This window comes from Paraburkholderia elongata (assembly GCF_013177735.1).
GTDB classification, from domain to species: Bacteria; Pseudomonadota; Gammaproteobacteria; order Burkholderiales; family Burkholderiaceae; genus Paraburkholderia; species Paraburkholderia elongata.
In genome coordinates this window covers 26,628-48,870 of sequence record NZ_WOEZ01000059.1, presented here as the reverse complement: position 1 = coordinate 48,870, position 22,243 = coordinate 26,628, and the positions used below count along the sequence as shown (strand labels likewise).

22 protein-coding genes are annotated in these 22,243 nt (G+C 61.4%); 14 read left to right on the top strand and 8 right to left on the bottom strand.

Annotated features, from left to right (window positions below; genetic code table 11):
* The 3 genes from GNZ13_RS52250 to GNZ13_RS12680 all read left to right on the top strand — a co-directional run.
* Positions 1-117 (top strand): IS4 family transposase (locus tag GNZ13_RS52250; protein ID WP_236001971.1); only part of this gene is annotated, 117 nt, incomplete at its 5' end.
* Positions 118-578: 461 nt separating this feature from the next.
* Positions 579-1,100, top strand: coding sequence for an RHS repeat-associated core domain-containing protein (locus tag GNZ13_RS12685; RefSeq protein WP_236001968.1), 522 nt, complete (start codon positions 579-581; stop codon positions 1,098-1,100).
* Positions 1,076-1,522, top strand: a complete 447-nt coding sequence (locus GNZ13_RS12680) for a hypothetical protein (protein ID WP_172164376.1) — start codon at positions 1,076-1,078, stop codon at positions 1,520-1,522. Before GNZ13_RS12685 ends, GNZ13_RS12680 begins: the two co-directional genes overlap by 25 nt.
* A 57-nt stretch (positions 1,523-1,579) precedes the next feature.
* On the opposite strand, the gene GNZ13_RS12675 is transcribed toward GNZ13_RS12680, so the two are convergent.
* From GNZ13_RS12675 to GNZ13_RS12645, 7 genes are all read right to left on the bottom strand, one after another.
* On the bottom strand, positions 1,580-1,723 hold the full coding sequence (locus GNZ13_RS12675; protein ID WP_172164373.1) for a SymE family type I addiction module toxin: 144 nt from the start codon (positions 1,721-1,723) through the stop codon (positions 1,580-1,582).
* Positions 1,724-1,904: 181 nt separating this feature from the next.
* Positions 1,905-2,939 carry an L-idonate 5-dehydrogenase gene (locus tag GNZ13_RS12670; RefSeq protein ID WP_172164368.1) on the bottom strand — a complete coding sequence of 345 codons (1,035 nt, stop codon included), beginning with the start codon at positions 2,937-2,939 and terminating at the stop codon, positions 1,905-1,907.
* Positions 2,940-3,051: 112 nt separating this feature from the next.
* Positions 3,052-4,491, bottom strand: a complete 1,440-nt coding sequence (locus GNZ13_RS12665; protein WP_172164365.1) for an NAD(P)(+) transhydrogenase (Re/Si-specific) subunit beta — start codon at positions 4,489-4,491, stop codon at positions 3,052-3,054.
* Positions 4,488-4,832 (bottom strand): NAD(P) transhydrogenase subunit alpha, encoded by a 345-nt coding sequence (locus GNZ13_RS12660; RefSeq protein WP_172164362.1) that lies wholly within the window; start codon positions 4,830-4,832, stop codon positions 4,488-4,490. The genes GNZ13_RS12665 and GNZ13_RS12660 overlap by 4 nt, the downstream gene beginning before the upstream one ends.
* Before the next feature lie 10 nt (positions 4,833-4,842).
* Positions 4,843-5,985 carry a Re/Si-specific NAD(P)(+) transhydrogenase subunit alpha gene (locus GNZ13_RS12655; protein WP_172164359.1) on the bottom strand — a complete coding sequence of 381 codons (1,143 nt, stop codon included), beginning with the start codon at positions 5,983-5,985 and terminating at the stop codon, positions 4,843-4,845.
* A 191-nt stretch (positions 5,986-6,176) separates the two neighbouring features.
* Positions 6,177-7,289: a porin gene (locus GNZ13_RS12650; protein WP_328807224.1), complete on the bottom strand. Its 1,113-nt coding sequence runs from the start codon at positions 7,287-7,289 to the stop codon at positions 6,177-6,179.
* A gap of 132 nt (positions 7,290-7,421) precedes the next feature.
* Positions 7,422-8,630 carry an aspartate transaminase gene (locus GNZ13_RS12645; RefSeq protein WP_172164356.1) on the bottom strand — a complete coding sequence of 403 codons (1,209 nt, stop codon included), beginning with the start codon at positions 8,628-8,630 and terminating at the stop codon, positions 7,422-7,424.
* A gap of 273 nt (positions 8,631-8,903) precedes the next feature.
* On the opposite strand from GNZ13_RS12645, the gene nac reads away from it, so the two are divergent.
* The 3 genes from nac to accC all read left to right on the top strand — a co-directional run bounded on the left by nac (position 8,904) and on the right by accC (position 11,919).
* Positions 8,904-9,839 carry a nitrogen assimilation transcriptional regulator NAC gene (gene nac / locus GNZ13_RS12640; protein ID WP_172164353.1) on the top strand — a complete coding sequence of 312 codons (936 nt, stop codon included), beginning with the start codon at positions 8,904-8,906 and terminating at the stop codon, positions 9,837-9,839.
* A 223-nt stretch (positions 9,840-10,062) separates the two neighbouring features.
* A complete protein-coding gene (accB, locus tag GNZ13_RS12635; RefSeq protein ID WP_172164350.1) occupies positions 10,063-10,560 on the top strand; it encodes an acetyl-CoA carboxylase biotin carboxyl carrier protein in 498 nt (165 codons plus the stop codon).
* A gap of 6 nt (positions 10,561-10,566) precedes the next feature.
* Positions 10,567-11,919: an acetyl-CoA carboxylase biotin carboxylase subunit gene (gene accC / locus GNZ13_RS12630; RefSeq protein ID WP_172164347.1), complete on the top strand. Its 1,353-nt coding sequence runs from the start codon at positions 10,567-10,569 to the stop codon at positions 11,917-11,919.
* Between the two features lie 59 nt (positions 11,920-11,978).
* Here the strand turns inward: accC and GNZ13_RS12625 are convergent, their stop codons facing one another.
* A complete protein-coding gene (locus GNZ13_RS12625; protein WP_172164344.1) occupies positions 11,979-13,112 on the bottom strand; it encodes an RNA-guided endonuclease TnpB family protein in 1,134 nt (377 codons plus the stop codon).
* A 200-nt stretch (positions 13,113-13,312) separates the two neighbouring features.
* Here GNZ13_RS12625 and pxpB point away from each other — a divergent pair, with 200 nt between their 5' ends.
* The 8 genes from pxpB to GNZ13_RS12585 all read left to right on the top strand — a co-directional run bounded on the left by pxpB (position 13,313) and on the right by GNZ13_RS12585 (position 22,243).
* Positions 13,313-13,984: a 5-oxoprolinase subunit PxpB gene (gene pxpB, locus GNZ13_RS12620; RefSeq protein ID WP_236001970.1), complete on the top strand. Its 672-nt coding sequence runs from the start codon at positions 13,313-13,315 to the stop codon at positions 13,982-13,984.
* Entirely contained in the window at positions 13,981-15,006 is a 1,026-nt protein-coding gene (locus GNZ13_RS12615) for a 5-oxoprolinase subunit C family protein (RefSeq protein ID WP_172164339.1), read from the top strand. Before pxpB ends, GNZ13_RS12615 begins: the two co-directional genes overlap by 4 nt.
* Positions 15,007-15,009: 3 nt before the next feature.
* Positions 15,010-15,489 (top strand): acetyl-CoA carboxylase biotin carboxyl carrier protein, encoded by a 480-nt coding sequence (locus GNZ13_RS12610; protein ID WP_172164337.1) that lies wholly within the window; start codon positions 15,010-15,012, stop codon positions 15,487-15,489.
* Positions 15,490-15,574: 85 nt separating this feature from the next.
* Positions 15,575-16,342, top strand: a complete 768-nt coding sequence (locus tag GNZ13_RS12605) for a LamB/YcsF family protein (protein ID WP_172164335.1) — start codon at positions 15,575-15,577, stop codon at positions 16,340-16,342.
* 192 nt (positions 16,343-16,534) lie between these two features.
* Entirely contained in the window at positions 16,535-17,293 is a 759-nt protein-coding gene (locus GNZ13_RS12600; RefSeq protein ID WP_172164333.1) for an SDR family oxidoreductase, read from the top strand.
* An 8-nt stretch (positions 17,294-17,301) separates the two neighbouring features.
* Positions 17,302-20,094 carry a phosphoenolpyruvate carboxylase gene (locus GNZ13_RS12595; RefSeq protein WP_172164331.1) on the top strand — a complete coding sequence of 931 codons (2,793 nt, stop codon included), beginning with the start codon at positions 17,302-17,304 and terminating at the stop codon, positions 20,092-20,094.
* Positions 20,095-20,159: 65 nt separating this feature from the next.
* On the top strand, positions 20,160-21,170 hold the full coding sequence (locus GNZ13_RS12590) for a 2-hydroxyacid dehydrogenase (protein ID WP_172164329.1): 1,011 nt from the start codon (positions 20,160-20,162) through the stop codon (positions 21,168-21,170).
* Positions 21,171-21,541: 371 nt separating this feature from the next.
* Positions 21,542-22,243: an amino acid ABC transporter permease gene (locus GNZ13_RS12585; RefSeq protein WP_172164327.1), complete on the top strand. Its 702-nt coding sequence runs from the start codon at positions 21,542-21,544 to the stop codon at positions 22,241-22,243.

Genomic DNA, 22,243 nt, shown 5'->3' with positions numbered 1-22,243 from the left:
AAGGGCGATGGCGAACCCGGCGCAAAAACGATCTGGCTCGGACTCAGAGAAGTTCATGTCGCTGCAAAAACATTGCGCTTGTTAAGCGACGACGGCGGTGACGACATTTGTGTATAACGCCATGGTTTTTTCCTGGCTTTGTGTGTTCTCTTTTTAAACCATCTTTTCTGGCCAAAAGGTAAAAAATGGGGGCTGCCGGCATGGTCGAACGGTTTGTTGTCACCGTGGCAACTGTTTGATTTTTACTCTATGGTTTTGATGGTTGTGGTTGTCAGTAGCGGATTTTCTCTATGGGTGAAGCACGGGTGGCGTGAGGCTACGTTGGCATTGTTCCCGTTCGGAATGGCGTGTGGGATATGGATTGGCGTTCGACTTGGGATTGTGATTTTTAAGTCCAGAGTGCCTGCGCCTTCGTGAGGGAATTTTTTGTATAGGGTTTATCTACCGCTGACCCTCGCGTAACCGGCGATGCGCCACCTGCAATTCGGCATACGTCAATAGTGCGGTACGTACGTTCGACTGGTGCAACTATGACGTGACCTTCCAACTGCAAACTGGTTTGGTCTGTCGTAGTACCGATGTATTACTACCGGAACCGGTATTACAGTCCGGCGACCGGAAGGTTCATTAGCGAAGACCCCATAGGCTACGCAAGTGAGCAGACGAATGCGTATGCTTATGTAGATGGGAACCCGGTTCAGTTCAGCGATCCGTCCGGGCTGCAGGCATTTGGATTTCCGGTTCCTGTGGGTCCGATGCCAGGTGGAGGACCGATATACAGTAAGCCGGCAACCGGAGATCCCGATTCGACTTATTGGCCGGGCCTAAGACCTGACGGCACGTATGGAGACGGCAGGAAATACGGTCCGGATGCTCGGCCGGCGATAGACTACGATCACGGCCATCCTGGAATCACGACGGAATTGGCGATCATGTGCATGACTGGATTGATGGCGTACGGAGCAAATTCCCCCGCCCTTATGGTCCGCTGCCGAAACCGCCCAAACCTCAGCCCCCAAAAGATGGATGGTGTCCGTCAGAGCTTGAGTGATATCCACAAGATTGGAGGAAGCAGATGTTGCCAGATTTCATTCCGTTAGATAGTCAGGCGGCGGTGACGGACTTTATGAAAACTGCACATTGGTTACACGACAGTTGCATCCGAAGTTTTTTTATGAGCAATCCAATGTATGTTAACGGGGAAGGCGGCATGGTATTCCCGCAGGAGAACTTCCCGGGGGAGTCAAGTGTTAACGTGATCTTCCAAAGTCAACCACTCTCCGATAGTGCGATTGAGCTTGAATTGCACGGCGTTCGGAATTTGCGGTGCGAAGGCGTTGGCTTGGGAAATGATGGAATTGTCTTATCCGCGCAAATATTGCTTGATCGCGATAGCGGTGTGACAGTTATCTGTAATCCTGATGATGACGGCGGGACGTTCAGGGTGGACGCACGTTCGGCTAGTTGGCGACAGCGACCAGACCTTATAAATGCCTCGGGAGTTTGTGTAACGGCTGCATAGCCCAGCCTCGGAGTGAAACCCGTCCAGAAGGGGCCGCATTCGCGGCCCCTTCTGTATTTAAAGCGGCGTAATGATGAGCTTCTGGTGTTCGACGGTGATACGCACGCGCTGTCCGGGTTTAAAGCCGGCGGTCTCGATCCATCGCCCTGAGAGCTTCATCCACGGAAAGGTGGGCGGGTCCTTGCGCAGATGGGTGGGCATGCGTGCCTCCTTCTGATAGCGCCAGGATTCATGGCCTGCGGGTGCGATTCCCGTGGGTTACTCACCTATGTGAGAGGGTGGTGGGAGTAACCCCGCCACCTACTCAATGCCCATAGCCGTCATGGGCAAACGCACGGCGACGAACGCGGATTACCGCGTTATCGTCGCCATACGTGCGCGTTCAATCGAAGCTCACCAGCACCTTCATCGATTTCGAACGGTCGCCCGCTGTCTGGAATGCCTTGACCGAATCCTGATACGGAAAAATGCCGGTAATCAAGGGCTTCACGTCGATCAAGCCCTTGTTCAGCAGTTCGACGGCAACAGCGAACTCTTCGTGAAAGCGGAACGCTCCGCGCAGGTCGAATTCCTTGGCGACAATCACGTTGATCGGCAATGAGATGTCGCCACCGAGGCCGACCTGGACGATCACGCCGCGCGGTTTGAGCACGTCGAATGCACCGCGTAACGCCGCTGCGTTGCCGCTCGCTTCGAAGAGAACGTCGAAGCTGCCCTTGTCGGCGGCGAACGGCTGGAGCGCGTCCGGCGTCTCCGCGATATTGAGGGCAAGGTCGGCGCCGACCTTTTTCGCGCTGTCGAGCGGCATCGTATTCACATCGGTTGCTACGATCATCGCCGCACCGGCTCTGCGTGCAGCCGCCACGATCAACGCGCCGATCGGACCGCACCCTGTGACGAGCACACGCTTACCGAGTAACGGACCCGCGCGTCGAACGGCGTGAAGTGCGACGGAGAGCGGTTCGGCCATCGCAGCTTCGGCATCGCTCAACGAGTCAGCCACGACGTGCGCTTGTGAACGGTCGATCACGATCTCCTGCTGGAATGCGCCTTGCACGTGCGGCGTGCGCATGGCGCTGCCGTAGTAGCGCATATCCAGACAGTGGTTCTGCAGACCTTGCTGACAGTATTGGCACAGACCACAAGGCCGGCTCGGGCTGATGGAGATCCGTGTACCGGCTGGCATGTCTGTCACGCCAGGTCCTACACGCGAGACGGCGCCGGAGACTTCATGGCCAAGCACCATGGGTTCCTTGATGCGAACCGTGCCGAAACCGCCGTGATTGAAGTAGTGAAGATCGGAGCCGCAGATACCGCCGGCTCGAACTCGAACGAGCAGCTGGTTTGCCTCCGGTTCAGGTGTGGGAACCTCCTCGATGCGCAGATCGAGTGGTGCGTGAATGACGAGTGCATGCATGGTAAGTGCCTATAACGGTGAATGCGGGATCAGCACGCTATACGGTAGCGTTTAATACTCCGGTCGACAAAGAGCAATGTTGTCTGGGCCGATAGTTGCCGCTTATGGATGCTCACTCGAGCGCCTTGGTCATGTTCTCGATGACCTTCTTGGCGTCCGAGAACACCATCATCGTTTTGTCCATATAGAACAGATCATTGTCGAGACCGGCGTACCCGGAGGCCATCGACCGCTTGTTGACGATCACGGTGCGCGCCTTATAGGCCTCCAGGATCGGCATGCCGGCGATCGGCGACGCCGGATCTGTCTTTGCGGCGGGATTGACCACGTCGTTGGCGCCGAGCACGAGCACAACATCGGTCTGGCCGAACTCCGCGTTGATGTCGTCCATTTCGAATACCTGTTCGTACGGCACTTCCGCTTCGGCGAGCAGCACGTTCATATGGCCCGGCATCCGGCCGGCCACCGGGTGGATCGCATAACGGACGTCGATGCCCTTGCCGGTGAGCTTGTCGGTCAACTCCTTCAGCGCATGCTGTGCTCTCGCGACCGCGAGACCATAGCCCGGAACGATAACGACGGATTCCGCATTGCCGAGCAGGAACGCAGCATCGTCGGCGGAACCTGATTTGACCGGCCGTTGTTCCCGTTTGGCGCCGCCCTCAACCGCGGCTTCAGCGCCGAAGCCGCCAAGCAGCACGCTAAAGAACGACCGGTTCATCGCCCGACACATGATGTACGAAAGAATCGCGCCCGACGAGCCGACCAACGATCCGGCAATGATCAGCATGGGGTTGTTCAGCGAGAAGCCGATGCCCGCGGCAGCCCAGCCCGAATACGAGTTGAGCATCGAGACGACAACCGGCATGTCGGCGCCGCCGATCGGAATGATGATCAGCACGCCAAGCGCGAACGCGATCGTCGTCATGACGATGAAGGGCAACCATGACTGGGTCAGAAAGAACGCGATCCCGAAGCCGACCATCGCGATGGCGAGAGCAAGATTGAGTGCATGCTGCCCGGGATAGACGACCGGTGCGCCCTGAAACAGGCGGAAGCGGTATTTGCCGGACAGCTTGCCGAACGCGATCACCGACCCGGAGAACGTAATCGCGCCGATAAAGGTGCCGATGAACAATTCGACGCGATTGCCATACGGCAGCTCGCCGCCGCTTGCGGCCAGCCCGAAAGCGGACGGCTCGGAGACCACCGCATAGGCAATACAAACGGCCGCCAATCCGATCAACGAGTGCATGGCCGCAATCAGCTCGGGCATTTTGGTCATCTCGACGCGTGCGGCAACAACCGTGCCGATCGCACCGCCGATGATCAGCGCGACGACGAGCACCGTCAGTCCAAGCATCAGGTCCGAGCCGAGCGAGGACGCCTGTTTCGCGATCAGCGCGATGGTGGTCAGAATGGCGAGCGCCATGCCGACCATGCCGAAGGCATTGCCCAGCCGGGCGCTTTTCGGATTCGACAGCCCTTTGAGCGCCTGAATGAAGCATACAGAGGCGACAAGGTATAACAAAGTGACGACATTCATGCTCATCGCGAGACTCCGTTGACTTCGTTTGCAGCTTTGTTTGCGGCGGCCTTTTTAGGCTCTTTTTTCCTGAACATTTCAAGCATGCGACGAGTCACGAGGAAGCCGCCGAACACATTGACTGCAGCGAGCGCCACGGCGAACGCGCCGAATGCCTTGCCGGTGCCGCCCACGGTCAGTCCTGCCGCCAGCATGGCGCCGACAATCACAATGGCGGAGATCGCGTTGGTGACGGCCATCAGAGGCGTATGGAGGGCAGGAGTCACGTTCCAGACAACGTGGTAACCGACATAGATCGCCAGAACAAAAGTGATGAGATTGGTGGTGGTATGAGTGATGAGTTCCATGGCGGTCTCCTTATGCCGTCTTCAGCATCGAGGCGTCGTGACCCAGCAAGGTGGCCGCAACGATATCGTCGCTGGTATCGATCTTCAGATTGCGGTCGGTGTCGATGATCAGTTTCAGAAAGTCGAACACGTTGCGTGCGTAGAGCGACGATGCATCCGTTGCGACCATGGCCGGCAGATTCGTATAGCCGGCGATGTGGACGCCGTGGCGCAGCACCACCGCATCCGCTTCGGTCAGCGGGCAATTGCCGCCGCGCCTGTCGCCCACGCTGACACCTCTGCCTGCGGCCAGATCGATGATCACCGAGCCCGGTTTCATCTCACGTACCGTTTCTTCGCTGAGCAGCGTGGGGGCCGTGCGACCCGGAATCAGCGCGGTGGTAATCACGATATCCGCCAGTTTGGCCCGCTCATGGACCAAGGCGCCCTGGCGTGCGATCCACGAGGCCGGCATCGGGCGCGCATAGCCGCCTACACCTTGGGCGGCTTCACGCTCTTCGTCGGTTTCGCACGGCACATCGAGAAACTTTGCGCCCAGCGATTCGATTTGTTCCTTGACGGCGGGGCGCACGTCCGACGCTTCGATCACTGCGCCCAGCCGCTTTGCCGTGGCGATCGCCTGCAGGCCCGCGACGCCTGCGCCGAGGATGAGTACACGTGCCGCTTTGACGGTGCCCGCAGCGGTCATCAGCATGGGCAGGAACCGTTGGTACAAACTCGCCGCCAGCAGCACGGCCTTGTAGCCGGCGATATTGGCTTGCGACGACAGCACGTCCATGCTTTGCGCACGAGTCGTACGCGGAATCGATTCGAGTGCGAACGCGGATATGCCGGCGGCGTGAATTCGCGCGACCTGATCCACGTCGAACGGGTTAAGCATGCCGACGAGAGCCGCGCCACGCCTCATGTGCTGAAGTTCGGCTTCTGTCGGGGTCTGTACTTTGAGCACGAGATCGGCCGCGAATGCTTCGGCCGGGCCGACGAGCGTTGCGCCGGCCTGTGCGTAGGCGGTGTCGGGGAAATGCGCACGCTCGCCTGCCGTGCTGTGCACAAAAACGGTATGCCCCTGCGTGGTAAGTTTTTTGACTGTTTCCGGCGTGCCGGCGACACGCGTCTCGCCGGCGCGGCTTTCGGCAGGGATGCCGATATTCATGGGTGTTCCTCCTGGGATGGATGGACGGAATCGGCGGATCGAGGCCCGCCTTCTGATGCTGGCGCTGCGCGTTGACGATCGGGACGATCGGGACAGGACTGCGCGTCCCGATGTTTGGTTGGCCTTCGGAGAAGTCTGCCGGCGTCAGGCGACACCGAACAGACGTTCAACGCTGCAAATCGTGGAAAATCCTAGAACTTGTGACGCAGACCGATCGTGGCTTCGAACAGCGAGTTGAAGCCGAAAAACGGCTGGTTGGAGCCGGAGGCTGCGGCGAGGGTCGTCCAGGCGCCGGTCAGGTGGTTGTAGTCCACGCCGGCATAGACGTCGGTGCGCTTGCTGAGGAAATAATCGAACGTCGGACCGGTGGTGATACGGGTACCGCTCTGACTTGCGTGATGGACGAAGTCGATGTAGAACGGCAGATCGAGCACGAGTGCCGGCGTGATGTAGTACTGGACCGCGGCGGAGAAGGAGTCGTTGCGATAGTCGGCCGGATAGACGTGGCTGTAGATATACGAACCGAACACCTTCGCCGCGCCGAATTTATAGGTTGCGCCCGCGGTGAAGATCTTTTGCGAGCTGTCCGGGATCGTCACGCCGAAGTAGGTGCTGCCGTAGGTGCTGGTTGCAGGCGTCAGGCCACCGATATCGTTCACGATCTGGTAGGCCGCGCCGACGCTCAAGGGGCCGTGGTCATAGGAGAGGCTGACGGCCGGCGACGAGTTCTGGTGAATACTGCCCGCTACCCCGCCAAACGTATACGCGCCCTTGAGGGTGAAGCCGGCGAGCGTCGGCGAGGTATATCGCACGCTATTGTCCAGACGGCCGCCGCCAGTTAATCCGGCGCCCTGAAAGCCGACTGTGCCGGTGTAATTGGCGAACGCATAGATATCGTGCGTCCATCCCATTTCGTGCACCAGGGTGTACTGCCGTCCCAGCGTCACCGTGCCGAAGGTGGTGCTGCTCAGCCCCACCATCGCGGTGCGGCCAAACAGGCGGGCAGTGCCGGACGGCGTGGATTGCTGCGTCACGCCGGTATTCGGTGTGAAGCCGCCTTCGAGCTGGAAAATGGCGGCTAACCCACCGCCAAGATCCTCGGTTCCCTGCAGACCCCAGCGGCTGCCCTGGATCTCGCCGCCGCTACCCATCGTGAAAAGCTTCCCGCCGGACTTGTTCTGGTGGGTGTCGTAGCGTACCGCTTCGTCGATGATGCCGTATAGGGTGACGCTCGACTGCGCATGCGCGATCCCGGAGATTGCCAATCCTAAACCAGTTAGTATGCCTAAAGTGTGCTTTTTCACGAATAGATCCCCTTGCAGATTGACGAAAAGTGGAAAACTCCAAACCGACTGCCGCGTCCTCTCGGCGCGGCATGTCTTTTTACAAAGCGACGACGCTACGCTAAGTTACGTATTTACGTCGTCGCCATACTCTCAGTTCAGCGCAGCGACCGCGGCGGCAATCTTCCGGCAGCCCTCATCGATGGTCTCGATGCTCGTCGCGATCGACATCCGGAAGAAAGGTGAAACGCCATAGGCCGATCCGGCAACCAGGGCGACACCGGCGTGTTCGAGCAGATACAGCACGACATCCGCGTCGCCCTCGAGGCGCTTGCCTTGCGGCGTGGTGCGGCCGATCATGCCGCTGCAATTGACATACAGATAGAAGGCGCCGCCCGGGGTTTTGCAACTGATGCCGGGAATCGCGTTAAGGGCTTCGAGCGCGTGGTCGCGGCGCGCCTTGTAAGTCCGCACCGATTGCTGCACGAATGTCTGGTCGCCGTTCAGCGCCGCGAGCGCCGCGGCCTGGCTGATCGAGCTGGCGTTGCTGGTGGATTGGGACTGAAGCGTGTCCATGGCCCCGATCAGGTCGGCGGGGCCGGCGGCATAGCCGATGCGCCATCCGGTCATCGCGTAGGTTTTGGACACGCCATTGACGACCAGGGTGCGCGAACTGAGTTCGGGTTCGATCGACAGAAGGTGCTGTGACGCTTCACCTTCGAAGCGGATGTGTTCGTAGATGTCGTCCATCATCACCAGCACGTGCGGGTGACGCAGCAGCACGTCTGCCAGGGCGCGCAGTTCTTTGGCGCTATAAGTCGCGCCGGTCGGATTGGTCGGCGAATTGATGATCAGCCAGCGCGTGCGCGGCGTGATTGCGGCTTCGAGGGCGGCGGGCGTCAGTTTGAAGCCATCTTCCTCGGTGCAGGGCACGATGACCGGCTCGCCGTCGCAGGCGAGCGCCATGTCCGGGTAGGACACCCAGTAGGGGGCGGGAATCAGGACTTCATCGCCTGCTTCCACGGTGATGGCGAGCGCGTTGAAGATCGCGTGTTTGGCGCCGCACGTCACGATGATGTGCTTGGGATCGTACGAAAGGCCGTTCTCGCGTTGCAGCTTGGCGGCAATGGCGGCGCGCAGCGCGGGCGTGCCCGCCGTTTGCGTATAGCGCGTTTCGCCACGCTCCATCGCCTCGAAAGCGGCTTGGCGAATGTGCGCTGGCGTGTCGAAATCGGGTTCGCCGACCACGAGGTTGACGATGGTTTTTCCCTGCCGCCGCAGTTCCGCGGCGCGGTCGGCCGCGGCACTGCTCGGTGAAGGTTTGATTCGCTGGACGCGCGCGGCAATTCGCGATGCACTCACTCTTGACTCCTCAACGGCATTTGACGAGCCTTCACATTAAGCGCGCGAAAAAGTTCAAGCCAAGACGTCTTTCCGCTGGCGCAATAACATCCACTTATGACACGACGGTACGCGTGCGCGTCCGGCTTTGCTGGCTGAGGTTCATGCGGGAATACGCTGATACGCCGGCTTTTCCGCGTGACCAGTGCGGGCCGGACGTTTTTTAAGCACTGTGCGGCGGGCGGCGCTTGCCCTATCATTGTTGCCATCCCTTAACGTTGAGACGTAACTACCGTGAACCTGCGGCGTTTGAAGTACTTCGTGAAGATCGTCGATATCGGCAGCCTGACGCAGGCCGCCGAAGTGCTTCATATCGCCCAGCCGGCGCTGAGCCAGCAGTTGATCACGCTCGAAGACGAGTTCCAGCAACAACTGCTCGTGCGCACCAAGCGGGGCGTCACGGCCACCGAGGCGGGCGCGACGCTGTATCGCCACGCCCAGCTGATCCTGCGCCAGTACGAACAGGCTCAGGCCGACGTCAAGAGTGCCGGCCAGACGCTGTCAGGTCAGGTTTCGGTGGGGCTGGCGCCCGGCACCGGCGCGTCGGCGCTGTCGTTGCCGCTGTTGCGTACCGTGCGTGCCCGGCATCCGGATATCCTGCTCTACATCAACGAGAATTTCGGCACGACGCTCAGCGAGCTGATCATGAACGGGCGTATGGACATGGCCGTGCTGTATGGCGATAAGCCCGTACACGGCCTGTCGTTCCAGCTTCTGATGAACGAGGAACTGTTCCTCGTGGCGCCGCGCAGCATGGGGATCACGCAGGAGCAGATCGGCGTGACGGAATTGCGCGACGTGCCTTTGCTGCTGCCGCGTCCGTACAACTATCTGCGCAAGTATGTGGACGAGGGATTTGCGCGCGTGCAGATGATCCCCAAGGTCGTGGCCGAAATCGAATCGGCGTCGACGTTGTCGGCGGCGGTGAGCGCGGGGATCGGTGCGACCATCCTGCCGGATTCCACCGCACGGGTCGTGGCCGCGGCGGGCGACGTCGTGCAATGCCGTATCGTTTCGCCCGTCATCAAGATTCCTCTTTCGGTCTGTCTGTCCGACCATTTGCCTCTTTCCGAGCCCGCCGCGGCCGTCAAGGACATCCTGCTGGAACTGGCAGGCGACCTTGCGCTCGACGTGCGCTTCGAGTCCGGCGCCGATAGCGCCGATACATAAGCGCGCCTTATCGCTACAAAGCCAAACCGTCTTGGCGCAAATTTTATGCGCCGGATACATTGAGTCCATCGTCGATCGCCCGGTTCGCAGTGAGCCGGAGCGACGAGGCTAGCCGTCACGTGGGCGAGACAACTGGAAATCGAATCCAGTTGCCGACCCGCCCCAACGGCGCTTCGCGCACGCCAGTCGACCGGCGTGCGTCCAACCGGCCACGGACTCAAAGATGGATCTCCAGAAGATTAAGGCGCTTATCGACCTGCTGGCGGAATCTCCGCTAGCCAAGCTCGAAGTCATCGAGGGCGAGGAACGGGTCAAGCTTGTGAAGGCGAAACGTCGCGGCAAACGGGCTGACGCGTTAGCGGGCGATGAGCGTGTAGCCACGACGTCTGCCCCGGATGCGCAAGGGGCCAAAGAGGCTCAAGCTCCGCTCGCTGGGCCGGCGTCGTCAGTCGACGCACTCCCCGCAACCCCTGCAACCGAAACCGAGCCGCAACTCGTTCGTGCACCCATGTTCGGCGTCGTTCATCTGACACCGGCGCCCGGCGAGGCGCCCTTCGTGAATCCCGGTGACACGATCGAAGAAGGGCAGGTGCTCTGCACGATCGAGGCAATGAAGATGTTCAACGCGATCGAGTCCGAGCTCAGCGGCGCTATTCTGGAGATTCTTGTGGCTCCGGGCAGCGAAGTGGAATCCGGGCAACCGCTGTTTCGGATCGGCTGATCGACCATGTTCAACAAGGTACTGATTGCCAACCGCGGCGAGATCGCGCTTCGAATCCAGCGCGCCTGTCGTGAACTAGGTCTTAAAACCGTCGCCGTCCATTCCGAGGCCGACGCCGATGCGCGATATGTGCGGCTCGCCGACGAAGCGCTGTGCATCGGTCCTGCCGTGCCTGGGCAGAGTTATCTGAACCGGGCCGCGATCCTGTTCGCGGCGCACGTGAGCGGCGCGCAGGCGATTCATCCCGGCTACGGCTTTCTTTCGGAAAACGCCGATTTTGCGGCGCAGGTCGAGGCGGCGGGCATGGCCTTCATCGGCCCCGAACCCGACTCCATCCGGACCATGGGCGACAAGGTCGCCGCTAAGCGTGCCATGCGTGCGGCGGGCGTGCCCTGTGTGCCGGGCCCGGACGGCGGTCTGCCGGACGACCCCACGGAGATCCTGCGAGTCGCACAAGAGATCGGCTACCCGGTCATCGTCAAGGCGGCGGGCGGCGGCGGCGGGCGAGGCATGCGAGTCGTGCCAGGCCCAGAGCAGCTACTCGAAGCAGTGTCGGTGACGCGCGAGGAAGCACGCCGCGCCTTCGGCAAGCCAGAGCTCTATGTCGAGAAGTTTCTCGAGCATCCGCGTCACGTCGAAATCCAGGTTTTGTGCGATACGCACGGCAATGCACTGTGGCTCGGTTCGCGCGACTGTTCGCTGCAACGGCGTCATCAGAAGGTACTGGAAGAGGCGCCCGCACCCGGCATCGAACCGGAACTGATCCGGCAAGTGGGCGAGCGCTGCGTCGAGGCCTGCCGGCAGACGAATTACCGCGGCGCGGGCACCTTCGAATTCCTGTTCGAGAACGGCCAGTTCTATTTCATCGAAATGAACACGCGCTTGCAGGTCGAGCATCCCGTGACGGAGATGACGTCGGGCATCGACATCGTGCGGGAACAGATCCGGATTGCCCAAGGACACGCGTTGACCCTTCGTCAGTCGGACATTCGCACGCTCGGCCATTCGCTGGAGTGCCGGATCAACGCGGAGGATCCATTCACCTTCGTCCCTTGTCCCGGGAAGATTTCCGTTTGGGAACTGCCGGGCGGCAACGGCGTACGGGTGGACTCGCATATGAGCAGTGGCGCGGTCGTGCCACCGTATTACGACTCGCTGATCGCCAAGGTGATCGCCCACGGGGTAACCCGTGAAGAGGCGCTGGCGCGCATGCGCATTGCGCTCTCGGAGATGCGCATCGAAGGCATTCGCACCAACGTGCCATTACATCAGGCCATGCTCGAGGACGAAGGATTCGGCGAGGGCGGCGTGGATATTCATCATCTGGAGCGCTGGCTCGCAAAGAGGAAACAAACTTGACATTCCCCCTACCTGAAGGAAGGGGATTCCCACTTCAAGGAATGCAACCCAACATCATCTCAAAGAGACATGGGACTTACGCTTTCTCCATGGGCTGACACCGCCAGCCCGGCGGCCAGAACATTACGCGCAGCGTTGACGTCGCGATCGTGGATTGCCCCGCATTGCGGGCAGGTCCATGCACGGACCTTCAACGACATTCTGGCGACGGTATGCCCGCAGTCACTGCATCGCCTGCTGGATGGATACCAGCGGTCGATACCGATCGGCGTGCGCCCATACCACTGTGCTTTGTACTCCAGTTGTCGCCTGAACTCGGACCAGCTTGCATCGCTGATCGACTTCGACAGGCAACGGTTCTTCTGCATGTTCCTGACGGACAGGCTTTCGATGGCGATCACCTGGTTCTCGTTGATCAACCGGGTCGAAAGTTTGTGCAGGAAGTCACTGCGGGAGTCTGCCGTCCGGGCATGCATGCGTGCGACCTTGAGCTTTGCCTTCCTGCGATTGGCCGAGCCCTTCTGCTTCTTCGCGAGACGCCGCGACAACCTTGCGAGCTTCGCCTCGTTCTTGCGGAACACGTTCGGCGCGGCAATCTTCTCGCCGTTCGAAAGAATCGCGAAATGGGTCAGCCCCAGGTCGATGCCGATCTTTCCAGCGGCGACCGGGCGCGCGTTCACCACGTCGTCGCAGAGCATGGAGACGTGGTATCGGCCCGCCGTATCCTTCGACACGGTAACGGTCGTTACCTTCGCGCCTTTCGGGATCGCGCGTGACCAGCGGATCGCGAGCGGCTCATCCATCTTCGCCAGCCTGAGCACCGTACCGTCCCACCTGAAAGCACTCGTGGTGTATTCGGCCGACTGCCGGCCATCCTTGCGCCTGAAACTCGGGTACTTCGCCCGCCCGGCAAAAAAGTTGGTGAACGCAGTTTGCAGATGCCGAAGCGCCTGCTGCACGGGAACCGAACTCACTTCGTTTAGCCAGGCATGCTCTTCGGTCTTTTTGAGCGCCGTCAACGCAGCGGAGGTCTCGTGATAACCCATGCGTTCCTGCCGCTCATTCCACGCATCGGTGCGCTGCCGGAGCATGTGGTTATAGGCGAAGCGCGCGCATCCAAACGTCCTCGCAAGAATCACTTCCTGCCTGGGCGTTGGGTAGAACCGGAATCGGTATGCGCGCTTGATTTCCATTCACCAGACCATACCATTGAGATGTTTGGGACTGTCAAGTGGAGCACGGAAGTAACGTCAAAACCGTCTCCTTACCTCCCCGGCCTGAGGGCCGAGGTTTCTCGGAGACACAGATGACGCTGACCGTTGAACATGCGTCGATCGCGCACGCGGACACAGTCGAGCGGCTACGGCTGGATTCACAGAGGACCGCCCTTGCAATGAAACAGGATGAATCGGAGCAGCCGCTTTGCATCAGCATGCTGGGTACGACGGCCATGCTGTTCGAAGCACCCGGCGCACTCGATCTGCGTACGCAGCGCCGCATCTGGACGCTCGCCCGCGTGGTCGAATCATGGCCGGGCGTACGTGAAGCGGTGCCGGGCGTGACCAATCTGATGCTGACGTTTTCCACGCCGCCCGCGGATCCGGATTCTTTCGGTGCTGCACTGTGCGATGCGTGGGCCGCGGCGGGCGAGTTGCAGATCGAAGGGAAGGTGGTGGAGTTGCCAGTGGAATATGGCGGCGAGTTTGGACCGCATCTGCTGGACGTGGTGAATCACACCGGTTTGTCTGTCGATGAGGTCGTGCAATTGCATTGCGCGCCGCTGTACACGGTCTATGCGCTCGGCAGCCATCCGGGCTACTGCTACCTGGGTGGCATGGATCCGCGTATCGCCACACCGCGGCGCAAGGTGCCGGTGTTGGGGCTGCCTGGCGGCGCGGTGTCGATCGGTGGCGTACAGACCGGGGTCTCGGCATCGGCGGGACCGAGCGGCTGGAACACCATCGGGCATACGTCGATGTCGTTCTTCGACCCGGCGCGTGACAACCCGGCCACGCTGGCACCCGGCGACATGATCCGTTTTCGCGTCGAGAGGATTGTTCAATGATCGAGATCTTGTCTTCGACCGCGCTCGCGACGGTGCAGGACCAGGGGCGTGAAGGCTATCTGCGTTACGGTGTCGGAACGGCCGGCGCGATGGACCGGCTAGCGCTCACGATCGGCAATCTGTTGCTCGGTAATCCTGACGACGCGGCCGGCATCGAAATTCCGATGTTTCCGTTCCGTATCCGGTTTCTTGAAGACCTGGCGTTCGCCATCACCGGCGCCGATTGCTCGGCCCGGCTGGGCGAGCGGCCCGTGTTGCCGTGGTGGACCGTGCAGGCGAAACAGGGCGACGTGCTGACGATCGGCGTGCCGGCCAGCGGCACGCGCTGTTATTTGTCGCTTGCGGGTGGCGTGGACGTGCCCGTGGTGCTCGGTTCGCGCAGCACGCAATTGCGCGGCCAGTTCGGCGGCTACAACGGGCGTCAATTGCAGAAAGGCGATGTGGTGAAGGCCGTGGGGTTGGCGGACCAGACCGACTCGGCCAACGTGGCCGCGCTGCAAGATCCTACGCACGCCGCGGGTTTCGGCACCGTGCCGCCTGAGTACTCGTTGCCGGCGCCGTTATCCCTGCCCGCAGCCGAAGCAGGCGAAACCGTGGTGCGCGTGCTGCCCGCCGCGGAATACGACTGCTACGAGCGGGAATCGCTGGCAGCGTTCTGGCGCGACGGGTGGAAAGTGACGCCGCAGAGCGATCGATACGGATATCGCCTCGCCGGTCCGACATTGATCGCGACGCATACGGTCGAAAAGCGCTCGCACGGAATCGTGCCGGGCGTGATCCAGGTGCCGCATAGCGGACAGCCGATCATTCAGCTTCGGGATGCGCAGCCATCGGGCGGCTATCCGAAGATCGGCACCGTGATCGAGGCGGATTTGTGGCGTCTTGCACAAGCGCGCATTGGTACGAAGATTCGCTTTGTTCAGACGACATATCCGGAAGCCGTCGCGGCACTGGAGGAACTGGACAACTATCTCGTCAAGGTGCGCAATCTCGTTGCGCTGTTTCGTCCTTCCCGACACTGAGACATGACACAAAAAATCGAAGTGGATATCGGCGAGCTTCGGCAAATCACGGCGTGGCTGGCGGTGGTCGATATTGAGTTCATCGAAATCAGCAAGCCCGGGGCGACGGTTCGTTTGACGATGGAGCAGGCGTCCTGCTCTGACGGCGTGGACGCGTCGGTGCGGGCGCAGGCACCGGCGGCTCCGCCTGTGGCTCGCGCTGGACGAGCGGGCGCGCTGGAAACGTCGCTGAACGAGCGAGCCGTCAGCGTCACCGCGAAGTCGGCTGGCATCTTTCTGACCACGCATCCGGCGCGTTCAACGCCTTTAGTCAGCGCGGGCGATCACGTCAAACCGGGCGAGATTGTCGGCTTGCTGCAGATCGCGCAGTTGTGTGTGCCCGTGGTTGCGTCGGCGGATGGCGTGGTCGTGAAGACGCTCGTCGCGCATGGCACGACGGTCGGCTATGGCACGCCATTGCTCGAGCTCTCGCCGTTGGCGTAGACGCATATCGATAGACAGAATCTGAGCCGGTGTTGTCCGTTGCGGATTGCTCGGCACAAACCGCTTAAAGAATGGAGAGTGGATTGTGGAAATCGACCTGAACGCGGACCTGGGCGAAGGCTTCGGGCCGTACAAGATGGGCGAGGACGAAGCGATGCTCGATATCGTCTCGTCCGCCAACGTCGCATGCGGCTATCACGCGGGCGACCCGGTCATCATGGACAAGACGGTGCGGATGGCACTCGTGCGCAAGATCGACGTCGGCGCGCATGTCGGCTTTCCCGACCTGATGGGCTTCGGCCGGCGGCAGATTCAGGCGGACCCGCTTGAACTGGCGAATTACGTGGTGTATCAGATGGGCGCGCTTGCGGGCATCGCGAAGGCGGCGGGGCATCGCGTCACGCACATGAGCTTTCACGGCGCGCTGGGCAACATGGCCGCGGCGTCGTATGAACTGGCTGAGCCGCTCGTGCGGGCCGTCGCCGAATTCGATCGCGATCTGATCATCAGCGTGTCCACGAACACGGAGATCGAACGGGCCGCCGACCACATCGGGATCCGTACGGCGAACACGTTTCTCGCCGACCGTGCCTACGACGACCAGGGCGCGCTCGTGTCGCGCAAGCTGGACGGCGCGGTCATCAAAGACCGCACTGCCGTCCTGGCGCGTGTCAAAGAGTTGCTCGAGGAAGGCACCATCACGACGATCACGGGCAACAAGCTCAAGGTCGCGGTCCAGTCGATCCTGTTGCACGGCGATACACCCGGCGCTGTCGAACTCGCGCGCACGGTACGCAGCGTGATCGAATCGGCGGGCGGGCGGGTCGTGCCCGTGTCGAAGCTCGTGCGCTAGGCGACGCATCGGACAGCACTCATACGGCGCTAAGCCGGCCTTGAGTTCAACCCGCGTGTTCAACCATAAGCCAGTCTTATCGCTACAAAGCCAATCCGTCTTTGCCCTGCGTTTTGCCGGCGTATACATTGGTAACAGGCTTATCGCACGCCTCGAAGGGCGACAGTTCAGAACTATAGATAGAGGTCATTCATGCCGTTTTCAGACTATAAGACCGCGCTGGTGACGGGCGCTTCGACCGGAATGGGTGCTGCGATCGTCGAGCGCTTCTGCCGTGAAGGACTCGAAGTGCATGCGCTCGCCCGCAACGCCGATCGTCTGAATGAACTGGCGGAGCGAACCGGCTGCATCCCGCACGCGATCGACGTGTGCGATCTGGCGGCCGTCACGAAGCTGACGCAGGACGTGCAGTTCGATATCGTCGTGAACAACGCCGGCGTATCGACCAAAGGCTCGATTCTGGACGCCACTGCCGCAGACATCGACCTTCAGGTGGAAGTCAACCTGCAAGCCGTTCTGCATATCGTGCGGCTCACCATGCCGGGCATGGTTGCCCGCGATCGCGGTCATATCGTCAACATCAGTTCGATCGCGGGGATCTACAACTTCAACGGCAACTCCATTTACGCCGCGACGAAGGCCGGCATCCATGCGTTGTCGCGCCAGTTGCGAGTGGACGCGACCGGCAGGCGTGTACGCGTGACGGAAATCTGTCCGGGCCGGGTCGCCACGGATATTTTTGGCCACGTGCATGGCGACATCGAAGCGGCGCGCAAGCAGTTTATCGACGGCTTCGAGTTGCCGTTGCCGTCCGATATTGCCGATGCGATTGCCTTTGCGATCGCCGCACCGCTTGCGGTCAACATCAGCAACATGGAAATCCTGCCCACGCTGCAGGTACCGGGCGGGCTGACGACGATCAAACGCGACCCGGCCGACCACAACGAGTAAGTACCAGCATGTCTTCGAATCTTGCTGCCCTGGCGGACCGGCTGCTTGCGCTGGTAGCCCGCACCCGCGCCCGGGCGAGCGGCGATCCGTTCGGCAATCCGGTTCTGTCGATTGCGTTCGATGTCATGCGGCAGATCGAGAGCGATGAGCTCGACCATGACGCCGTCGTGGCGCTGATCCGCTACCTTCGCGATCAGGCATTCTCGGATCGCGCCGCGCGTCTTGCACGATACGTCGGTAGCGTCGATCCGGATGCGAATGAACGCGCGTTGGCTGAGGTTGCGCGCAACGTGCTCAACGTGCCGTCTGCCGGCGATTCGAAAGGCAAGCTCGGTTGGGATGAGTTTCGCGCTCAACTGGAGCGCACGCGCTATGCCGCGGTATTCACCGGCCATCCGACTTTTGCGTTGCCGCCCGAGGTTGGGCGGCATCTCGCGGAACACGCCTGTGGTGCGATGCTGGAGTCGTTCGAATCGCATCGGCCTCTACCTGTCACGCTGGTCGACGAATTCGAGCAGGCTGCTGTCGCGATTGCCAATGGCCGTGACGCGCTGGATCGTTTCAACGCGGCGTTGCTATCGGCGGCGCGCGAAGCATGGCCCGAGCGCTGGGCGACCCTGGTTCCGCGGCCGCTGGTGATTTCAACCTGGGTCGGCTACGACACGGATGGGCGAACGGACATCGGCTGGTGGGATACGTTGCGTCTGCGGCTGCGGATCAAGCGTCTTCAGTTAGCACGGCTTCGCACGCAACTCGCAGAGGTAGAAAGCGCGCGGCAGCTCTCGCGCCGGGTCGACACCGCTTTGGCGACGGTCGACCTGCAGATTGCGGCGTGCCCGTCGAGCTCGGATCCGCAGCACGTATCACGTTTTGCGCATGTCCTGATCGAGCGTCGCGACGAGGCATGCGTTTCGTTGGCACCGTTGCTCGCGCTCTTCGAAGACGCGATCGCACACGCGGCCGACAGCGAACGGCTCGCTTTGTGCGTCGCCCGTGCGGGGCTGGCCGCGCATGGATTGGCACTCGCGCATACACACGTCCGCTTGAATGCCACCCAGTTGCACAACGCGGCGCGTCATCGCCTGAACATCCTCGATCCCGTGGACGCGCCCTCGCACCGCCGCGCGATGCTTGCCGCAATCAACGTGGCGCTCGACAAGGTGGAAACCGTTCCCGTCGACTTCGGCGCGCTCCTGGTCGAGCAGGCAACGGCTGTGCGGATGATGATGACGGTCGCACAACTGGTGAAGCACATCGACGGATCGACTCCGGTGCGTTTCCTGATCGCGGAGACCGAGAGCGGCTACACGCTGCTCACGGCATTGTGGCTGGCGAAACTGTTTGGCGTTGAGCGGCACATCGAAATCAGTCCGCTGTTCGAAACGGCGGAAGCGCTCGAACATGGCGCGCACGTGCTCGACGAAGCGCTCAACAGCGCGCACTACCGCGCCTACGTGCAACTGCATGGGCGCATTGCGTTGCAGTTCGGCTACTCCGACTCGGGCCGCTATGTCGGTCAGTTGGCCGCCAGCTTTCTGATTGAACGCCTGCGTCTGAAGATTGCGCAGACGCTCGCACGGCACGGTATTCATGGTGTCGAAGTCGTGCTGTTCGACACGCATGGCGAGAGCATCGGGCGAGGCGCACATCCGGGCTCGCTCGCCGACCGCCTCAAGTATCTTTCTCCGACGGCGTCGCGGCACGCGCTCAATGACGCGGGTCATCCGGTTCGCGAGGAAAGCGCATTTCAGGGCGGTGACGGTTACCTGCTGTTCGGTACACGGGAGCTGGCTCTCGCGACGGTCGCGCGCTTGGCTGAGCATGCATTCCATCGCCCGGTCGGCCCGGTTGACGATCCGATCTATGCCGATCCAGACTTTGCAGCCGACTTCTTCGGTTCGATCCGCGCCGCGATGACGGAGCTCGTCGACGACGCCGGTTATACCGCGATTCTCGGCGCCTTCGGCCCGGCGCTGCTGGACCGTACAGGGTCGCGGCCCGCCGCGCGGCAGAGCGACGGCGCGGCTGCGCGTACGCGTATTCAACATCCGCGCGAGTTGCGGGCCATTCCGAATAACGCGATCTTGCAGCAGTTCGGCTGGTGCGCGAACACATTGCACGGACTGGGCGCGGCGGCCGCCCGCCAACCCGAGGCGTTCACACAGATGCGAGTTCGCAGCCGGCGCTTTCGCCGGGCGCTCGACTTTGCCCGCTGCGCGCTCGCGCACTCGGATATCGAAGTGCTTCGCGCGGTCGTCTCGACATTGGACCCCGGCATGTGGCTCGATCGCGCGCTTCATGCCACCGACGACGATCATCGTGACGCGTTGCTTACTGTCGCCTCGACGCTCGATCGCTTGGGCGCATCGGCCGCTTTACAGGCGATGTTTCGCCGCGCGCTCGCCGATGATCTCGCACTGCGCGCCGCGTGGCCGGACCGGGTGGGAATGAGCGATCGAGAAACTTTGCTGCATGCGCTGCGGCTCGCGCTGATTCATCGGATCTGGCTGCACGCCACCCACATCCCCGAGTTCGCGCCGCGCCCGAGCGTGACGGCGGAGGGCTTGCACAGCGCGATCATCGGCCTCGACTTGCCAGCGGTCTTGCCGTTGCTGGCGGAGATTTTCCCGGAGAACACCGATCAGTCCACTGCCCTCGACTATGCCGAGCCGGCCGGGCCTCGCGCGACCGGACCCTACGCGCGCGAGCATGCCGAGATTTTTATGCCGATGTCGCGGCTATTCCATTGCATTCGCGAGATATCGACTGCGGTGACCCACGAGGTCGGCGCGTTCGGCTGACCCATTTCGACTCTTGCGCGACGTCCGCGCGAGACCATCACCAGAGCCCCACAAGGAGGTTTTCCATGCGTGCATCGGTACTGGTTACCCGTGCGTCATTTCCGGACATCGTCGATCGCCTGCGCGCGAACTTCGACGTGACCGACAATCCAGACGACACGATCTGGACGCAACCGGAGCTGATTGCCCGGCTGCAAGGGAAGGTGGGCGCCATGACGGCGGGCAGCGACCGGATCGACGCGACCTTGCTCGACGCTTGCCCGCAACTCAAGGCGGTATGCAATATCGGCGTGGGCTACAACAACGTGGACGTGGAAGCCTGTACCGCGCGTGGCGTGCTGGTAACGAATACGCCGGACGTCCTCACAGATACCACCGCCGATTTCGGCTTCGCGCTGATGATGGCCACTGCGCGACGCATCACCGAGTCGGAACACTTTCTGCGCGCCGGCGAATGGACCAAGACCGGGCGCTACGACATGTTCGTCGGCAGCGACGTGCATGGCTCGACGCTCGGCATTCTCGGCATGGGGCGTATTGGTCAGGCGATCGCGCGGCGCGGCGCTTTCGGTTTCGGCATGCGCGTGATCTATCACAATCGCTCGCAACTGGCGCCGGATGTCGAAGAGAGCTGCCGGGCACGCTACGTCGACAAGGAAACGCTGCTGCGCGAGTCGGATCATCTGATCGTCGTGGTGCCTTACTCGGCCAGCTCGCACCATGCGATCGGCGCGGCGGAGCTCAAGCAGATGAAATCGTCCGCTACGCTGACCAACATCGCACGCGGCGGCGTGGTGGACGATGCAGCTCTCGCGGTAGCGCTCAACGAAGGTAGCATCGCGGCGGCCGGTCTGGACGTCTTCGAAGGCGAGCCGGTTATCTGCCCGGCGCTTCTAGCGCAAAAGAATGTGGTGCTGACGCCGCATATCGGCAGTGCGTCTGTCAGCACGCGGCGCGCGATGGCCGCGCTTTGCGCAGACAATTTGATTGCCGCCCTGGGGTGCGGTGCATCGGCGGGCAATCCACCGACGCCGGTGAACCCGCAGGTGCTGACGCGCCCGACAGCCGCTGCCTGAGCGAGATGACCGGCGCAGTATGCTGCGCCGGCGTTGCTTCGCCGTTGTTTCGTTGCCGTTTCGCCGCTGTTTCGCAACAGTGTGCGCTCCGATAGAGGAGCGCGCCACCCGATGAGGCGCCCGCAGAGGCGCCACATACTGGAGACAAACACCATGCAGAACCACGCCTGTTCCCTTGCCGGAAGCCGTCCCGCGGCATCATTCCCGAAACTTATTGCACCAGAAGAAAGGCCTCTGCTACAGCCTTTTTTTGCGAGCTAGTATCAATTCAACACGGAAGTCAACGAAGGCTTCCGGCGGGATAACGATGGTGCCGCAGGTCGAATCAGACCGGGATCATCGCTTCGATCCGAATCATTGGGACGTGCAACATGAAACTTCATTTTGACCTGGCGACTGTGCTGCGAGGCGACTATGGGGCGCTGTTTCTCCATGGGATCGAGCTCACCCTCGCGATGGCAGCGCTGGCGTGGATTCTCTCGCTGGTCGTGGGCATTCTGCTCACGCTGATCCGCATGACCAACAATCGTCTCGCGACGGCGTTCGTTGCGTCATTCGTGGCCTACCACCGCAATGTGCCGATGCTGGTCCAGATCCTGTTCTGGTACTTCGGTATTTCGAACATCCTGCCGGACTCATTGCAGACGCTGCTGAACCACTACAACGGCCAGTTCATTTTCGCGGTCGTGGCGATCGGCCTGTGCAGCGCTGCCTATCTCTCCGAGGACATTCGCAGCGGATTGCGTGCGATTCCCTACGGTCAGTACGAAGCGTCGCGCGCGCTGGGTCTGAACTTCCTGAACGGCATGCGTTTCGTCGTTCTTCCGCAAGCGCTGCGCAATGCGATTCCGCCGATGGTCAATCACGCGGTCTTGCTGTTCAAGAACACCAGTCTCGCGATGGCGATCGGCGCGGCAGAGCTGACGTATGTCACGCGGCAAATCGAGAACGAAACCTTCCTGTCTTTCGAGTCGTATTTCATCGCTACGGCAGTGTATCTCGGCCTCTCCCTCGTCATCATGCTGTGCGGCGCGAAAATCGCGATGCACTACCGCATTCCGGGAGTGAAGTGA

Bases quoted from the DNA above. Each gene is read 5' to 3' on its own strand.
- GNZ13_RS12685 (WP_236001968.1), top strand. From the start codon at position 579: ATGTATTACTACCGGAACCGGTATTACAGTCCGGCGACCGGAAGGTTC.
- GNZ13_RS12680 (WP_172164376.1), top strand. From the start codon at position 1,076: ATGTTGCCAGATTTCATTCCGTTAGATAGTCAGGCGGCGGTGACGGAC.
- GNZ13_RS12675 (WP_172164373.1), bottom strand. From the start codon at position 1,723: ATGCCCACCCATCTGCGCAAGGACCCGCCCACCTTTCCGTGGATGAAG.
- GNZ13_RS12670 (WP_172164368.1), bottom strand. From the start codon at position 2,939: ATGCATGCACTCGTCATTCACGCACCACTCGATCTGCGCATCGAGGAG.
- GNZ13_RS12665 (WP_172164365.1), bottom strand. From the start codon at position 4,491: ATGAGCATGAATGTCGTCACTTTGTTATACCTTGTCGCCTCTGTATGC.
- GNZ13_RS12660 (WP_172164362.1), bottom strand. From the start codon at position 4,832: ATGGAACTCATCACTCATACCACCACCAATCTCATCACTTTTGTTCTG.
- GNZ13_RS12655 (WP_172164359.1), bottom strand. From the start codon at position 5,985: ATGAATATCGGCATCCCTGCCGAAAGCCGCGCCGGCGAGACGCGTGTC.
- accB (WP_172164350.1), top strand. From the start codon at position 10,063: ATGGATCTCCAGAAGATTAAGGCGCTTATCGACCTGCTGGCGGAATCT.
- accC (WP_172164347.1), top strand. From the start codon at position 10,567: ATGTTCAACAAGGTACTGATTGCCAACCGCGGCGAGATCGCGCTTCGA.
- GNZ13_RS12625 (WP_172164344.1), bottom strand. From the start codon at position 13,112: ATGGAAATCAAGCGCGCATACCGATTCCGGTTCTACCCAACGCCCAGG.
- pxpB (WP_236001970.1), top strand. From the start codon at position 13,313: ATGAAACAGGATGAATCGGAGCAGCCGCTTTGCATCAGCATGCTGGGT.
- GNZ13_RS12615 (WP_172164339.1), top strand. From the start codon at position 13,981: ATGATCGAGATCTTGTCTTCGACCGCGCTCGCGACGGTGCAGGACCAG.
- GNZ13_RS12610 (WP_172164337.1), top strand. From the start codon at position 15,010: ATGACACAAAAAATCGAAGTGGATATCGGCGAGCTTCGGCAAATCACG.
- GNZ13_RS12600 (WP_172164333.1), top strand. From the start codon at position 16,535: ATGCCGTTTTCAGACTATAAGACCGCGCTGGTGACGGGCGCTTCGACC.
- GNZ13_RS12595 (WP_172164331.1), top strand. From the start codon at position 17,302: ATGTCTTCGAATCTTGCTGCCCTGGCGGACCGGCTGCTTGCGCTGGTA.
- GNZ13_RS12590 (WP_172164329.1), top strand. From the start codon at position 20,160: ATGCGTGCATCGGTACTGGTTACCCGTGCGTCATTTCCGGACATCGTC.
- GNZ13_RS12585 (WP_172164327.1), top strand. From the start codon at position 21,542: ATGAAACTTCATTTTGACCTGGCGACTGTGCTGCGAGGCGACTATGGG.